The sequence below is a fragment of the Phyllobacterium zundukense genome (assembly GCF_025452195.1).
Lineage (GTDB): Bacteria > Pseudomonadota > Alphaproteobacteria > Rhizobiales > Rhizobiaceae > Phyllobacterium > Phyllobacterium zundukense_A.
In genome coordinates this window covers 350,231-365,258 of record NZ_CP104971.1, presented here as the reverse complement: position 1 = coordinate 365,258, position 15,028 = coordinate 350,231, and the positions used below count along the sequence as shown (strand labels likewise).

Below are 15,028 nucleotides of genomic sequence, written 5' to 3'. Positions count from 1 at the left end.
CAAGATGCGACAGCAAACGCGAGGGTGCTTGCAGTAAATTGATGCAGGTGCGCGATCTGATCAGTAAATCATTGCGATGCCTTGCACGGCCAGCTGCCGCGATAGGCCACGGGGGTCGTACCCACTTCCCGCCGAAAGGCGTTGGAAAAATGGCTTGAACTGGAGAAGCCACAGGACAGGGCGATATCGGTGACCGGCATCGAGGAATGGCGCAGAAAGTCCTTTGCCCGCTCGATCCTGCGCCGGATGATGAAGGCATAGGGCGGACAGCCAAGCGTTTGCCTGAACGCCCGGCAAAAGTGCGGAACGCTCAAACCGGCAAGATCGGCCAGTTGTAAAAGCGACAAGTCAGCCGTGAGGTCGTCATCAATTTTCTGAATCACCCGGTTAAGGTTCATCGGGGCGAGCCCGCCTTTGCGCACAGAGGGCCGATATCTTTGCCTGCGCATCAGCTGGGCGAAGATTGTGGCCGTATAGCTCTCCACAAGCATGGCGCTGAGAGGATTGCGGTCACGCATCTCTGCGCCTATCCCGCGCGCTGCGTTGAGGATGATGGGATCCTCGAAGCCGAGATCCGGCGAAAGCGACGGTAGCGCGTCGAGCGGCACCCCGGCAAGAAGCTCTGGCACATGCGCCGGTTTGACCTGGATTGACAGATAAGCCGCTGTCGAGGCGCCGGCTTCCCAACCCCGCCAGCTGCATCCGGCGGGAACAAACAGGATTGCGCCGGGCTTTCGGGGCACAAACCCGGCGTTCCTGCCATCTATGAAGTATTCACCGCGCTCGCAGTTGCCCTGCACATTGAGAAGGACAACGTGCCGGCTGGAGGTGATCGCCGTCTCCTCCTTGGCAAGCCCGCTGCGCCGGACAAGGTCGGCCTCCACGCGGTGCCAGGTGCTCTGCTCACGGGAGGTTGTCCGGCAGTCACCGACCTTGAAGGCAGGTTGTGGCCCGGAGATCGTCATGTTCATCCCCGATCCTCATCGGATGCAAAACCCGTCCGCCCTGCCCCATATGTGTCCGGTACCCCGCTGTGCCCATTCTCAGTCTTCGGCGCATGGCCCCTCTTGTCCCCTTCCAAAGCAGAAAATTCTTCGCCAAGGGCAGCAATGAGCGAGGATACGCGGCGGCGCGTGCGGGGAGGCAGCCGCATCACCCCTTCAATCAGCCGCCGCCCCTCACTGCTTGCTATGAATGTGATCCGCTCGTCGACCGGGAGCGAGGCCACCTCGCCCTCCGGCCTTGCATTGCCCGGCAGCCCTTCAAAGAAACGCCCGACGGGCACGCCGAGGAATGTCGCGATTTCAAACAGCATGGACGCACTGATGCGGTTCTTGCCGTTCTCATATTTTTGGAGTTGCTGCGGGCTTACCTGGACAGCGCGGGCAAGCTCGGCCTGCGTCACGTCGTATTGAAGGCGGACGACAACAACCTGACGCCCGACATACAGATCAGCAGCATGTGGGCATTCGCACATAGGTGCTTGCGGGTAACGCGACCGCGATGGCGTTTCTGGCAGCTGGACATTTCGGCGGAGCATCTGTCAATCCCCGTGGAGCGAGTATGTCGCGGTACATCCCGCGAGAGCCATTAACAGCAAGCAATGATCGACTGAACTTGATCACCAAACGCACCTACCCGTTGGTCTGCCGCTACAATACTCGGCCTATATAGCACATCGGAGACGAATAGGAACTATCGTTCCTAGAACGATGGTTCCGGTTCTGCTTCCCATCTGCCATGGACTTGAAGGAATCCATGGCGGTCAACCTGCGTCGCATTCGCCATGAAAAGAACCTGACGCAAGAGGATTTGGCAGCGCGGGCCGATTTGAGTATGCGCTATGTCGGCGCGATCGAACGCGGCAAAGTCTCGGCCAGCGTGACCGTACTTGGCCAAATAGCCGATGCGCTGGGCGTTGATCCGTGCGAGTTGTTGCGCCAAAAATCTTCGTGAAAATCGACCCCTCGTACTCATGAATTTCGATCCGGGCCACGGGATAGGTGGTAAAACTGCCTAAAAGGCGGAAAGCCGTAGAGCCGGAAACCCGACTCTATGGCTTTCCGGGTCATCGCGTCTTGAGGCGCCGCATACCCTCGGCCAGCGTCCAGAGCGCGCGGTTGAGGGTCACATTCTGGTCGATGCCTAATGGCGCGAGTCTGACTGCGGCGAATGCGGCCCTCGGCGTTGCGCCGCTGCCCGTTCAATCCGCCCTAATCATATTCTCCTGAATGACATTGTAGGACATCCAGAGGCTTTGCGCGGCGTCCTCGCGACGACGCGGCTCGATGATCTGCTCGGGGCGGATGGGGCTTTCCTCCTCACCATAGCGGGCGACAAGGCTCGCCTCGGCCAGCACGCGGCGCTCGTCCGCCGACAGGGTGATTTCTTTCATGGTCTCACTGGCGTCGAACAGGTGCGGGAAATCCTCCGCGACGGTATAAACGCCTTCGATGATGTCATGCTGGATACTGCCTTTGTGCGGGACGCGAACGTCCTCGAACCGCTCGCCCGCAACCAGACTGTTGGTGCAACGAGAGCAGCTTTTGCTTATTGTTATGTCGGTAAGAAAGCCGCCAGAGTTTCGAGCCGTTCGGCGTCACATTTGTGGGTGTGTTGAAGAATACCAGAAAATATATCAACAAAAATCTGGGATGTCTTGGTACTATCTGGAAGCTCATGAATGGCAAAAGCCCCACAAAACTGGGCTTTGTGTCAATTATAGAAGCGAATGAGATGTCCTGAAATGGGTTCTTGGTGCCACCGGACGTCGTCGCAATGCGCGGCCGCTCCCCAAAAGGTCTTAGTTGAACCAGCCAACGACTGCCGCCCAGGCCATTGTCAGCCCACGGTCGAACAATGCGATCCCCATGACAACGACAAACACGATGCCGAATGCCGTCGCCAATCCCTCGTTGCTTTTGGTATCCTCCTCTACGACGATGATCCGCCTCTCGTCACGCATGGCATTGCCCTCTTGTTACCGGTCTCGATCATCGTGATCGCCCGCTCTTTGTTCATCAGCTTCCCGTTGCAGCTCTTCCAGGCGCGGCACATGCTGCTTAGCGGGGTCGCTCTTTGTTGTATCGCCACTGGAACCTGCCATCTGCCCGGTATTCTGACCGTCTGCATCGCGGTTTTGGTCGTCACCTACCCGCGTTAACGCCGTGTTGGGAGCGCCCCCGACCAACAATCCGGTCACTTCGTTTGCCTCAGAGCCCGACGGGGATCGCTCACGCTCAGCCTTCAGCCGCTCACGTCCCACAGCCTGGAGCGCGTTTTTCAGATCCTCATCAATTTCGGCCACTTCCCGGATCAGGGCGTTTCCGCTCGCGCCAAGCTCAGCGGTTTTGATCAGTTGATTTTCGAGTTCCTGTTTCATCGCCCTGACTTTGTCCGGATCCTGGTTATCTGCCTCGGCTCTGTCGATGGCTCCCCGGGATTGCTCGATCTCAACCAGGTGTCTGTTCGCCGCCTCGGTGGCCGCAAACCCATGGCGCTCGACAGCATTATTCCATCGCGGCATCTCGTCTTCCGGCCCATTGACGCTTGAGCTGCGAGCCAGCGCGTCGCCAGCATTGCGACCGCGCTCTTCCAGTATGTCGACAAGTTCGCGGCGCACATTGACGTGTTCCCTCGCCGCCTTGGCAATTTCCTCAAACCCATCCTGTTCATGCGGTGGCAAAGAGCGCGCCGCCTGGAAGAGTGCAGTCTCCACGCGTCTTTCGTAGGCTTCGAATTCAGGCCGGGTCATGTGCCGCATATCGTCGTTCTCCGAAACAAGCGCCGCCAACTTCACCATATATGTTCGAAATTGCGAGCCAGAATTTGACGGCTGGCCTTGCCGGACCGCCTTTCTTTCGGCTCGCGCGGGGGTGGGCTTCAAACCGGATTACCTGAGCCCCGGCAAAGTCTTTCTGCGTAGGCAATAGCGCGGAACTACCGATAGAATGCCACTCCTGTTGCGCCGTTCGGGCATAGGCCTTGCTGCGAGGCGTGCGCGGGAAGCTATCCTTATCCGAGCGCTTTGTGTCGTATCGGCGTTGCGCGGAGGCGCTTGTACCTTCGTGTTGCGTGCGACCGATCATGTTCATCGGCCGGACCTGGTTTTTCGAGTAAGCAGGGGGGCTCGCACGATCACGGCGATCGGTCATCTCCATGTTGATGCCGTGCGTGCGCGCCTTTTCGGCCATTGTCAGCCGCCACTCCCGAAAGGCCGGGATTGTCGTCTCGATCCTGTCACCTGCGTCCGATCGCATGGCGATGATGGCGTGGACGTGAACGTGCGGCCGCTTGCCGCCTGTTTCCTCCGCCTTCGGGTCACTTGCAGCATCGTGAAGTGAGAACACATAACGGTGCCCGGCAAACTGCGTCCCCAGGAAATCCCGCGCTGCTTCCCTAAAGGCCGGCGCATCGGTTCCGGCGCGCGCCGACAGGACAAGATGCATGACATCGCGCGGTTTGCGGCTATGGAGCTGGCCGCGCCATTCAAGTTGAACAAGGTCTCCCGCCCGCTTGCGGTCACCGATCTCGCGCCCGTGCTCATCGCACACCTTGCCCTTGTGTGCTTCCACCAGCGAACGCAAGCGACCGCTGCCGTAATCCGTTCCATTACCATAACCGGTGAACCGGAAGCTTGCGCTGCCGGCCACTCCGCTACGAGCGTCGTCAAGGCGTCGTTGAACGATCGCCGTTGCCTTCTCGTCGGCACTCAATCGCTCGCCCCGGGCACTTCGAAGCACGGCGATACCTTCAATATCGAACCCGCTGCCATCGGGCCGTATGGTCACTGCCAAAGCGAAAGCGCGGTCGCCCAGGCCCTGTCTCACGATCGCGCGCGCCCGTTCGATACCCTCCTCACCGTCACGGCGCCCTTCCGTGACGGAAATCTCGAACAACCCGATGTCACGGCTCGCGGCACGGTTCTTTAGAAGGTGATCCCACTCGCTTCCCACAGCAGACAGTTGATCGCGTCCGCGGAGGTGATCGCCACGCTCGTTCTCGACCACGACTTCGCCATTGCGGGAAACGTAATTGATCATGGCGCCCAGTCGCGAACCACCGCCGAACGAAGCCATTTTCACCACGGCCGACTGACTACCGGCGGCAAGGCCTTCAAAGCGCGCGCGCATCGGCCTTTCGCCAAAGGGACGGGCGCGACCTGTTCCCGGTCGCCAGGAGCCGCCTGCTCGCAACCGGCTGCCGGTCTTCGTTCCGGCGGGACCTGCCCTCACCGGGGCACTTGCCCGGCGGCGCTCCTCATCATCATCCGGCCCAATTCGCCCGAGCGAGAGGTCATGGAGCAAGGCCGCCCGTCGCCGCTCCCATTCAGCGGTGAAAGCTCCGAGAAAGAACTCCACTACGCCTTCCCTTTCCGCATCCTGGCGCCACGATCGGCGAAGAAGCTGATCTCATACAACAGCGCCGCAATGGCCCGCTGAACACCATCGGTCACCGCGCGCTCCTCATCCGTGCGTGGCTTCCTTCGGTTTGCGGCGCGGGCGAGCTGGTTGAGATTGACGCCAACTGCCCTCAGCTCGGCGAGAAGCGCGCTGAGAATGACGCGATCCTCCTCCGTGAAAAAGGGGCGAACGCCGGCGCCCTCAAGGGTCAGCGACCGCATGAAGGCGGAGACCGTCAGCTCCGTAGCCTGTGCGGCGTCCTCGATCTTTACCATTTCCATGGCGCTGAATCGGGCGTGGACGACCTTGGTCTTGCGATCCGCCCTCGGGACTTTGTCATTCTTATCCGATGCGGACCCGTTCACCTGACCTTCCTCAAAATCTCGCCGCAGGCGATATCGACGGCCTGTCCGTCGATCGTTCAGCAAATTTGTATCACAAATTTGCGTATCCTGCCAAAACCAACTGTACCGATTTGGTAACATTTTTTCAAGTCATCGCCTTAGGTTCGTCGCTGTGGCTTGCTAATCGAGACCTTCCATCCGTCCGGTCTGACCGAAGCGGATTGCGCAAGCAGCATCTTACGCCAAATGCCTTACCGCTAGACCAACTCGCGCTAAGCAATTGCTTTATCTCTCTATATAGAGTGAAAATACATCCACTCTGTATGTCAACTCCATGCATTTGACCCGTGTATTTATGCGGTGTGGAATATATTCCACACTGTATTCCGCGAATGAATGCCGAAAACGCTCACCCTTAAGGAGGAATATACTATATTCAGATTTGACTTGCGCCGATCGGTCATTTCGATGCATGATGGGTTTATCGCCAGCACGAATATAGACGCGACCATGGCAAGAACCTACGCGGCGGTGAGCAACAAAGGCGGAGCGGGAGCTTGTCACGCTAATGGCGTGAGAATACGCGCTGCGCGGTGAGCGCGTTCTCCTCATCGATGCGGACAACCGGCAAAATCTCTCCGGGTGGTGGAGGTTGTGCTCGGAGAAAAGCAACGTGCCCGAACATATCGACGTTATGGTTGCCTCCACACAACGTTCAGCCTTGCAGTTTCGGGTTCAACAGTCGGATAAGCACCTCCTGTTTATCGTACGCGGTTTATCTGTCGCACGTCCTTGTGCTGTCATTGCTAGGCCGGGGTCTTTTGACCTTTACCCACGGTGCAGACCTTCCAGTGTCTCTAATCCTTGGTTTTTGGGCTGCTGCTGTCGCAGCTGTGAGCGCGGCGGGGCTCTTCACACATTACTGATCGAGCTGCCGTTCATCGCCATGCTTTCTGCCGAGCGCCACTAGCCACCTTCCACGCCAACACCTTGAAACGATGCCTGGCCTGTAACTTGTGGATGAAACCATCATCGGCTTATGCGGTTGGTTTAAACTCGTCAGCCCCCGAGAGTTTCGCCATCCGGATGGCCGCTTCACGTGACATCGCAGGATTGGCGAGAACGATGTTGTCATGGATTGTCCGGTTGAAGTCTTGAACACCATGGTCTCTTTAGCTGACGAGGGCATGACGATGCTGGTCGTCACCCACGAGATGGGTTTTGCCAAGCGGGTTGCTGATCGGGTTGTATTTATGGCCGACGGCAGCATTATCGAGAGCAACGCGCCCGATGAGTTTTTCAGAAATCCTAAAAGTGAACGTACCAAAGCGTTCCTGGACAGAATTGTTCATTGATAGGGGCCACGACAAGAACATCTCAGATTGATATGTTTCCAAGCCAGCGGCCAAACGTGACGCAGCAGAGTGTCGGCAATGTCTCGCTCTTGTGATTTGAGATGAGCTGCGAGTTCCTGGGCGATGCCCAAGTTGCCGGATGGACCAAGGAAGAGGTCCTCGCGGCTTTGGTGCATCGAATCTCGAATAAGGCAAAATAGCAAATTTAGAGACAAAAGGAACGCCTTTGATTTTGTTGAATTCCTCATCTCGCTTTGGAGTCTTGTGCCGATCGCGCATTGCGATCAGGACGCGAGGAAGATTGAGCCGCTTCGTTCTTCTGATCCCGTGCTGGGAGGGCCAAGAGCCGATCCCGAAGAGAAGCGAGGCCCCGTGAACGACGTCAGCCGCAAAAGAAGAAGCCGGAAGCGTGACAGCGCTTGACTTCAACACGCCGAATAGAGAAGACCCCGACCAAGTACAGTGCCACAACAAGTTATACAGTTATGTCCGGCGTCGTTTTTGCAATTAGTTCGAGCAACGAATCTCGCACCTTGTCAGCAGGAAGGAACAGATCTGTCCAAATTGGATCGCCCTTCTCGCTGCGATCAATAAAGCTTCTTACTTCCGCATTAAGGCTCATCAAGTCCTTAGGATCCAACTGGCGACGTTCTTGGTAACCCTCCTCGTATTGTCGCACCAAATTTCGTAGGTACCTGTCTACCAAACTAAGGTAGCTGGAGAGATTTTTTTGCTCATTGCCGAAAAGGTCTGCCTGAGCCTCAACCGACCTATGCAAGCTTTCAGCCTGCAGTTGGCAGTCTTCCAACGCTTCCATTAACTTTTCGAAGGCCAGACGTTCGATTTTCCGATCTTGTCCCTCGCAAAAAGATAAAGAACGGAGGGTGCGCCTGATTTTCTTGTAGTCGTGGTGTAGGGTAAAAGCAGAGCGATAGAATTCCTGTAGCGCGGCGCGCTGAACCGCCCGTCTTTCGCGTTCCTTGTCTAAGCGCTTCGTTTCATCGGCACGCCTCATTTCCCAAAACCGGTAGGCAAGGCCAACTGCGCCGCCTAGCATAGCTACCATGAAAAACTGGGTCGCCAACTCGTGCGATTTTGCATCATTGAATATTGACTTCACATTCGGATGGAACAGAAGTACTCCCGCCCCACGGTAGCGATTAGAACTAACACCAAAAGCAGAACAAAATCATACTCTCTACCTGATCCGTCTCGCGTGGCATTGGTCATCGTCCATGCTCCAACAATCGTAGGTCGTCCTTGCATTCGCGTTAACCGGCCCAAGCAATGCATCGGCTCACTGCAGTCGGAAGATCAGCGGATTCAAACGCTCCGCTCGGCAATTTTTCCTCCCGAGACAAATACTCCCATTTTGGTGGCAATGCTCTACACTCATAAGTAGTAATGCCGAAACTGCTAATGCATCACGCGATGAGGTAGCGTACAAGACGCCGTGAACAGGGCCTGCATATTGCCTGGCGAACACACTCGATATCACTCAGAGCTATCTGTTCAGCGTGCCATCGATTTCCTCGGTATGTTGAGAATGCGAAGCTTTCTGCGAAACCTGGCGTTTAAACTTTAAATAGTGTCGATCCTTCCATCTCGTGATTTGATTAAACAACTCTCTCGCAGATCCCTACCTTTTAAAAAGATCTCCGCTGCCGATGGCTTGTTGAAGGGGCTACCTTAGCAATCAAATCGAGCGTGGGGAGCGTTGGCTGGGACTTTATGCTAGTCTGGACCAAGGGAGACGCTCCATGGGCGAGATGCGGAAGATAGCAGCAATCCTGGTTTCCGACGTGGTCGGCTACAGTCGGCTCGCCGGTGCCGACGAGGATCGCATCCTGGCAAGGTTGCGAGCCCTGCGCAGCGATTTGATCGATCCGACAATCGCCGTGCATCATGGCCGCGTGGTCAAGCGCACCGGCGATGGAAGCCTCGTCGAGTTCCGCAGCGTCGTGGACGCCGTGCGCTGCGCCATTGAAGTGCAGAATGCTATGGTCGAGCGCAATGCAGGCCTGCCGCCCGAACGCCGTATTGAATTCCGGATCGGTATCCATCTGGGCGATGTCGTGGAGGAGAGCGACGGGGATCTGATGGGTGACGGCGTCAATATCGCCGCGCGCCTTGAAGGCATTTGCGAGCCAGGCAGTATCTGTCTCTCCGAACAAGCGTACTGGCAGGTCAAGGCAAGGCTCGATCTTGTTATCGACGACCGCGGTGCAGTGCAGCTCAAGAACATCGCCGACCCGGTCCGGGTTTATTCGCTGCACGTTGGCCTTCCCGCCCAGCCGAAATCCGCGGCATCAGCACAGACCCATGCGTCAGGAGGATCTTCGGGGTCGCTGCCCATTCCTGACAAACCCTCTATCGCCGTGCTTGCGTTCAACAACATGAGCGGCGACGCAGAGCAGGAATATTTCTCTGACGGTATAAGCGAAGACATCATTACGGACCTCTCGAAGCTGTCTGAGTTGCACGTGATCGCCCGCAACTCATCGTTCGTATACAAGAAAGCGTCGGTCTCCGTCCCGGACATGGCCAAGGCGCTCGGCGTCCGCTACCTTCTGGAAGGCAGCGTTCGCAAAGCGGGCAATAGGGTTCGTGTTACAGCGCAACTGATCGATTCAAGGAGCGGCGGACATGTTTGGGCCAGCCGTTTCGATCGCGACCTCACTGACATTTTCGCAGTTCAGGATGAACTCACCCAGGAAATCGTGTCTGCCCTCAAGCTCAAGCTCACTGCAAGCGAACGAGATCAGCTAGCCCGTGAGCGCGCGGTGAACGTCGAGGCGTACGAATTCCTGTTGCGCGGCCGCGAGCACAGCTTGGCTTGCACCAGGCCCGGAAACATCGCGGCGCGCAACTTGGCAGGGGCTGCCATCGCTATCGATCCGGCATATGCGGCGGCCCACGCCCTCATCGCCTTTACCCATGTGCTTGACTACATCAACGCCTGGAGCACCAGTCCTGAGAACTCACTCCGGACGGGGCTGGAGTTAGCGCAGCAAGCCGTGGAAATGGACGAGCAACAACCCAACGGTCACTTCGCGTTGGGCATGGCCTGCATGTGGAGCCGGGATCTTGACCGTGCTCGGGCGGAGGTGCAACAGGGCCTTGCACTCTCGCCCAACTCAATCGACCTTCTCATGTTGATGGCCCATATCCAGATATTTTCTGGCGATCCAACAGCAGCGCTCGAGACGCTTGATGCTTCGATGCTATTGGACCCGCACTACCCGGAAGTGCTGCTGCAGTTTCTCGCCGACGCGCATTTTTCCCTCGCCGATTATGAGCAAGCGGTTACCGCGCTCAAGAAACGGCTCGCGCGAAACCCTCAGTCGGACATTGCCCACGCCCTGCTCGCTTCCTGCTATGGCCACCTTGGACTATCTGAGGAAAGTCGACGAGCCTGGGAGCAAGCACTCCAGCTCAATCCTGCATTTTCCATTGAACGCCGCCGCCGCGTCCTTCCGTTCCAGAACCCGGATGACTTTCAGCGGCGCGTAGAGGGCCTCCGCAAGGCGGGGCTGGCAGGCTGACGCGCGCCGCGGCCGATGCCTTAGGGCGGGATATAGCTCACAGGCCCAATCCGTGAGCTGCACGGACAATTCCGCAGCAGGCGTTCGACTTTGCCGCCATCTGCAGAACTCAGATCCAAACCAAATGATTAGATTGCGGATGACACTTCGCCGCCTTAAAGGTTTGGAAGCGGCAATACAGCCGTGAAAGCGTCGAGGAGTTGTTTATGCCCACTGGCACGGTTAAGTTTTTCAATGGAGACAAAGGTTTTGGCTTCATTACACCCGAAAATGGAGGCGCTGACGTGTTTGTACACGTGTCTGCTCTGGAGGGCGGCAGCTCGTTGAGTGAAGGACAGAAAGTGAGCTACGACATCGGTCAGGATCGCAAGACCGGGAAATCGAAAGCTGAAAACGTTCGCGTGCTTTGATTGAGATCGTTCCGTGCGATCGGACATGCGAAGCGCCGCAGTCATCGAAGAAACGCCCATACATTCGTCATGTCCGCGGCGATGGGAGTGCTGGCACGACGTCGATCCAAAGGAAAGTAGATGAGTGCGTTCTCTCTTTCATCGGACGGGAAACTTGCGATAACGGCGAGCGAGACGTCGTCCAAAAATGATTTTGACTATTTGGTAGGCAACTGGAACATCAGGAATCGTACGTTGAAGGAACCGCTGGCCGGCAGCGACGAGTGGGAGGAATTCGACGCGACCCAGGAGTTCCGCCAAATCCTAGTGGGTTTGGGCAACTTCGACATTTTTCATACGGAGTTGGGAGGAAAGCCGTTCGAGGGCCTCACCGTGCGATTGTTCGATCCAAGGACGCGTCTCTGGACCATCTACTGGGCCGACAGCAACGCGGGCAAACTCGACGACGGAAAGGTGGGCTCGTTCGATGGCGACGAAGGCGAATTCTTTGGCCGTGAGGTTGTGGCCGGCAAGGACGTTATCGTGAAATTCCACTGGGATAAGCGCAACCCGAAAACCCCGATTTACAGCCGTGCGTTCTCCGCGGATGCAGGCAGAACGTGGGAATGGAATTGGTACTCGAACTTTTCGCGACGGTGACTGACTGAGTTGGCCCAAAACAAAATGCCGCTCCTTCGCGTGCAAATGCGGTCCGGTTTAGGGCGTTCTGGTTTCCAACGCAGCTCAAGAGAGCCCAAGCGTTCGCAGCAGGCTGTCGAATGTAATATGTTGCTTCTTATCCGTTTGCCAATCGTGGCGCGAATGGTCTCCGGATGCTCGCTTGTGTATGTTGCTAGGGCTACGCCCGAACTGCTGCGTGAGAGCGCTGGATCGCGCGCCCTCAGCCCGCCGCCCGCTGCCTCTCGGCCTGCGGCCTAGTCCTGAGCATCTCGACCAGGCTCGCCTGGTCGGCATCGCCATAGCCCGATGCGACGGCTTTTTTTATGAGCTGGAACATCGGCGCAATCAGTTCGGGGCTGACACTCTGGCCCTCGCTGGCCGCGATAAAGTTGTCGAAGGCCGCCGCCTGCATCTCGAGGTTCGAGACGACATCACTGCGGTAGTCGCTGCTGTCGATGCGCCGTGCCATGTCGGGCAGCCATGTCATGACCGCCCCGAGCCAGTTGGTCAGCATCGGCAGGAATTTTTCCGCCGGCACCTTTTCCGATCCGGTCAGCGCGAAGGCATGCGTGACACCCGAGAACAGGCCGTACATGGCGGTGAGCAGCGCAATGTCGTGCAACGGTGCCAGCCCGGCGTCGTCGCCGAGATATCTGGCCGCCCCCAGCGCGCCGAGCGTTTTCTCGTGCGCCTCGAACGCTGTCTGCGCACCGCTGTAGAAGATCAGCGCCTCGGCTTGGCCGATCATCGGCGGAACCGCCATGATGCCGCCGTCGAGGTAGTCGGCGCCCCGGATGGCTGCCCATTGTGCCATCTCGCGCGCCTGCGCCGGCGTGCCGTTGGTGAGGTTGACCAGCGTGCGGCCGGCAAGCGCATCCTTTGCCGGCTCGAACGCCTCATACACGGTATCGTAGACCAGCAGGCAGGCGACCACCAGTTTGCTCGCCTCGACGGCATCCTTGACGCTCGCCGCGGCGACTGCGCCCTTGGCTACGAGCGCCTCAGCCTTGGCCGGCGAACGGTTCCACAGCGTGACGCTGAGGCCGCTTTTCAGGAGCGCCCCGGCTAGGGCCGAGCCCATGGCGCCAAGACCGATGACGGATATGTCGGACATTTGTTTTCCTTTCTTTTCGGTTCGATTGTGAAGTTACGCGCGAGCTATGCGTGCGGCGTCCCTATTCACCCCATGGCCGGCGACAGGTCCTGGCCGAGACCGCCGTCGACCTTGATCCGCTCGCCGGTGGTGAAGGTGGCGTCGAAGGCGAGGAACAAAACGGCGCGCGCCACCTCCTCCGGCGTGCCGTGGCGCTTCATCGGCGTCACCTCGTCGCCGACCCTCATGAAGGCGGCGCGCTCTTCCGCCGAGGCGCCGGCCACGCCCATGGTCGGCGTGTCGATGAAGCCGGGGCTCACCACGTTGACGCGGATTTTTCGCGGCAGGAGTTCCGATGCCAGCACCTTGCCGAAGGCGCGCAGCGCCGCCTTGCTGGCGGAATACACCGCCATGCCCACGATGCCGGAATCCTCGGCGATCGACGAGGTGAAGACGATCGCACCGCCCTCCTTGATCAGCGGAATGAGGCGCTGGGTGGTGAAAAAGGCGCCCCTGGTGTTGATGTCGAACTGGCGGTCGTAGGACGCTTCAGTGACCTGGTCGAACGGTTCCAGCTCCGACACGCCGGCGTTCACGTGCAGGAAATCGATCTCGCCGAGCTTCTGCCCCACTTCCACGCTGAGCACGGCGATGTCGCCCATGCTGGCGATATCGGACCGGACCGCATGGACGCTGCCGCCAAGCGCCTGACGGGCGTCCGCAAGGTTCTTTTCATTGCGCCCCGTGATCAGGACCCCGGCGTCGCCGTCGATCAACGCCTGCGCCACCGCCAGTCCCATTCCATGCGTGCCGCCGATGACAACGGCCTTCTTGCCCTGAAATCTGCTCATGATTCTTCCTTATCCCGGCGCCAAGGGCGCCGCGGCCTGTCGGTTTGAAACTGCCGGGAGCGTCCGCTTTTTTTGCCGCGAAAAACTGTCCCGGTGGAAGCCTTGCCGCTGGCCTTCTGCCCGCATGCTCCGGCGTCCTTGCCCGAAGCTAGGCAGATACTTTCGATTGCACAAGTACAGACAAAAAAGTAAGGTACCTACCAAATCCTCAGAATTGGAGAGTTCCTTGGAAAAAAACCAAAGAAAACTGCCAGACAGTTGCGGATTAGGTCCCGCGCTCGCGGTGATCGGCGGCAAGTGGAAGGCACTTTTGCTCTGGCAGATCCACCAGGCGCAGCCCTGCCGCTTCGGCGAACTGAAAAGGCTGCAACCGGAGATCAGCGAAAAGATGCTGATCCAGCACCTGCGCGAGATGGAGGCGGACGGCATCATCCACCGCGAGGTGTTTCACCAGGTGCCGCCGCGCGTCGAATATTCGGTTACGCCGGAAGGCGCCGAGCTCGACCTGGCCCTCGCCCCGCTGGCGGACTGGGGCAAAAAACACCAGGAGCGGACGGAAGAGACGAAGGCCGGAGCGGCTCGGGCGGCGCCCCGAACCGCGGCGGAAGGCGCGGCGCGAGGGTAGCGCCGGATGTGGATGAAACTTCTGCTCCACGGATGAAGCGAAGCGGATTTATATCGCCGTTTCAATGTATTGAGGCCGGAGCGGCAAATACAGAGGCGCGGTTTTTTGCAGGGCCGCCACAGTGCAATTGAGCGAACGATCGTAGAGGTTTTGGCAGGCTCCGGATACTCTCGGAAGCTGGATGCGAAACGACGGCTGAAATATCAGAGTACTGAACCCTCGTTGCTTCGATCCTTCGCAACACGCCGCTTATATCCTCCAGCCTTGTTCATGTTCAGGCTTCATTCACTCAGCTTGCTTCCAGGCGCACGCTTGGTGGTCGGTGTTGAGGAGTGTTCTACGTCGTCGCCTAACACGGCTGTCCAACTGTGCTTCCGATGTTCGTAGACGGAGAATTTCGGCGCCGGGAACTGCGGATCGGCGAACGCACCGAGCGGCACCGCCGTGACACCAGGCCAGCCTTCAATCACATAAGCGACTGTCGAACCGCAATTCGGACAGAAGCGATAAGTTGCCCGATGTCCGCTGTCGGCCACGCGCGTCCAGGTCTGTGCTTCGCCGATCACCCGAACCTTTTGATCGGGCCAACGCGCCTGCGCCGCGAAGGCGCTCCCGCTCCGCTTCTGACAGTCGAGGCAATGGCAGACCGAAACGCGCACCGGCTCGCCCTCGCATTCGGCCCGAAGCCGACCGCACCGACAAGTACCTACATGCTTTGATGCATTCATTTTATATCAACCCTC

At 58.3% G+C, this 15,028-nt stretch carries 15 protein-coding genes and 2 pseudogenes; 6 read left to right on the top strand and 11 right to left on the bottom strand.

Features of this window, described 5'->3' with window-relative positions:
• Nucleotides 1-68: 68 nt before the first annotated feature.
• Nucleotides 69-971: a helix-turn-helix domain-containing protein gene (locus tag N8E88_RS06330; RefSeq protein WP_262291151.1), complete on the bottom strand. Its 903-nt coding sequence runs from the start codon at nucleotides 969-971 to the stop codon at nucleotides 69-71.
• The gene (locus N8E88_RS06325; RefSeq protein ID WP_262291150.1) at nucleotides 968-1,540 is read right to left on the bottom strand and encodes a helix-turn-helix domain-containing protein; all 573 of its coding nucleotides are present in this window, start codon (nucleotides 1,538-1,540) and stop codon (nucleotides 968-970) included. Before N8E88_RS06325 ends, N8E88_RS06330 begins: the two co-directional genes overlap by 4 nt.
• Before the next feature lie 200 nt (nucleotides 1,541-1,740).
• On the opposite strand from N8E88_RS06325, the gene N8E88_RS06320 reads away from it, so the two are divergent.
• On the top strand, nucleotides 1,741-1,956 hold the full coding sequence (locus N8E88_RS06320; RefSeq protein WP_112532534.1) for a helix-turn-helix domain-containing protein: 216 nt from the start codon (nucleotides 1,741-1,743) through the stop codon (nucleotides 1,954-1,956).
• Nucleotides 1,957-2,068: 112 nt separating this feature from the next.
• On the opposite strand, the pseudogene N8E88_RS06315 reads toward N8E88_RS06320, so the two are convergent.
• The 5 genes and pseudogenes from N8E88_RS06315 to N8E88_RS06295 form a co-directional block, all read right to left on the bottom strand.
• Nucleotides 2,069-2,533 (bottom strand): annotated as a pseudogene (locus tag N8E88_RS06315) (DUF932 domain-containing protein); the annotation flags it as partial.
• Nucleotides 2,534-2,803: 270 nt separating this feature from the next.
• On the bottom strand, nucleotides 2,804-2,965 hold the full coding sequence (locus N8E88_RS06310) for a hypothetical protein (protein ID WP_262291149.1): 162 nt from the start codon (nucleotides 2,963-2,965) through the stop codon (nucleotides 2,804-2,806).
• Nucleotides 2,966-2,980: 15 nt separating this feature from the next.
• Nucleotides 2,981-3,763, bottom strand: coding sequence for a hypothetical protein (locus tag N8E88_RS06305; protein ID WP_262291148.1), 783 nt, complete (start codon nucleotides 3,761-3,763; stop codon nucleotides 2,981-2,983).
• A complete protein-coding gene (locus tag N8E88_RS06300) occupies nucleotides 3,741-5,360 on the bottom strand; it encodes a hypothetical protein (RefSeq protein ID WP_262291147.1) in 1,620 nt (539 codons plus the stop codon). The genes N8E88_RS06305 and N8E88_RS06300 overlap by 23 nt, the downstream gene beginning before the upstream one ends.
• Nucleotides 5,360-5,767 carry a plasmid mobilization protein gene (locus N8E88_RS06295; RefSeq protein ID WP_262291146.1) on the bottom strand — a complete coding sequence of 136 codons (408 nt, stop codon included), beginning with the start codon at nucleotides 5,765-5,767 and terminating at the stop codon, nucleotides 5,360-5,362. The genes N8E88_RS06300 and N8E88_RS06295 overlap by 1 nt, the downstream gene beginning before the upstream one ends.
• 1,127 nt (nucleotides 5,768-6,894) lie before the next feature.
• Between N8E88_RS06295 and N8E88_RS06290 the strand changes: the two are divergent.
• Nucleotides 6,895-7,101, top strand: a pseudogene (locus N8E88_RS06290) (amino acid ABC transporter ATP-binding protein); the annotation flags it as partial.
• Nucleotides 7,102-7,576: 475 nt separating this feature from the next.
• On the opposite strand, the gene N8E88_RS06285 reads toward N8E88_RS06290, so the two are convergent.
• Complete coding sequence (locus N8E88_RS06285; RefSeq protein WP_262291145.1) at nucleotides 7,577-8,167, bottom strand: hypothetical protein; 591 nt, start codon at nucleotides 8,165-8,167, stop codon at nucleotides 7,577-7,579.
• 694 nt (nucleotides 8,168-8,861) lie between these two features.
• On the opposite strand from N8E88_RS06285, the gene N8E88_RS06280 reads away from it, so the two are divergent.
• The 3 genes from N8E88_RS06280 (at nucleotide 8,862) to N8E88_RS06270 (ending at nucleotide 11,695) form a co-directional block, all read left to right on the top strand.
• Nucleotides 8,862-10,646, top strand: coding sequence for an adenylate/guanylate cyclase domain-containing protein (locus tag N8E88_RS06280; protein ID WP_262291144.1), 1,785 nt, complete (start codon nucleotides 8,862-8,864; stop codon nucleotides 10,644-10,646).
• Nucleotides 10,647-10,852: 206 nt separating this feature from the next.
• Nucleotides 10,853-11,056 carry a cold-shock protein gene (locus N8E88_RS06275; protein WP_262291143.1) on the top strand — a complete coding sequence of 68 codons (204 nt, stop codon included), beginning with the start codon at nucleotides 10,853-10,855 and terminating at the stop codon, nucleotides 11,054-11,056.
• 234 nt (nucleotides 11,057-11,290) lie between these two features.
• Complete coding sequence (locus tag N8E88_RS06270; RefSeq protein WP_262291142.1) at nucleotides 11,291-11,695, top strand: macro domain-containing protein; 405 nt, start codon at nucleotides 11,291-11,293, stop codon at nucleotides 11,693-11,695.
• A gap of 241 nt (nucleotides 11,696-11,936) precedes the next feature.
• Here the strand turns inward: N8E88_RS06270 and N8E88_RS06265 are convergent, their stop codons facing one another.
• Together N8E88_RS06265 and N8E88_RS06260 are read right to left on the bottom strand one after the other, a co-directional pair.
• A complete protein-coding gene (locus N8E88_RS06265; protein ID WP_262291141.1) occupies nucleotides 11,937-12,830 on the bottom strand; it encodes an NAD(P)-dependent oxidoreductase in 894 nt (297 codons plus the stop codon).
• A gap of 65 nt (nucleotides 12,831-12,895) precedes the next feature.
• On the bottom strand, nucleotides 12,896-13,660 hold the full coding sequence (locus tag N8E88_RS06260) for an SDR family oxidoreductase (RefSeq protein WP_262291140.1): 765 nt from the start codon (nucleotides 13,658-13,660) through the stop codon (nucleotides 12,896-12,898).
• A gap of 226 nt (nucleotides 13,661-13,886) precedes the next feature.
• On the opposite strand from N8E88_RS06260, the gene N8E88_RS06255 reads away from it, so the two are divergent.
• Nucleotides 13,887-14,285 (top strand): winged helix-turn-helix transcriptional regulator, encoded by a 399-nt coding sequence (locus tag N8E88_RS06255; protein WP_262291139.1) that lies wholly within the window; start codon nucleotides 13,887-13,889, stop codon nucleotides 14,283-14,285.
• 281 nt (nucleotides 14,286-14,566) lie between these two features.
• Here the strand turns inward: N8E88_RS06255 and N8E88_RS06250 are convergent, their stop codons facing one another.
• On the bottom strand, nucleotides 14,567-15,013 hold the full coding sequence (locus N8E88_RS06250; RefSeq protein ID WP_114432518.1) for a GFA family protein: 447 nt from the start codon (nucleotides 15,011-15,013) through the stop codon (nucleotides 14,567-14,569).
• Nucleotides 15,014-15,028: the final 15 nt, after the last annotated feature.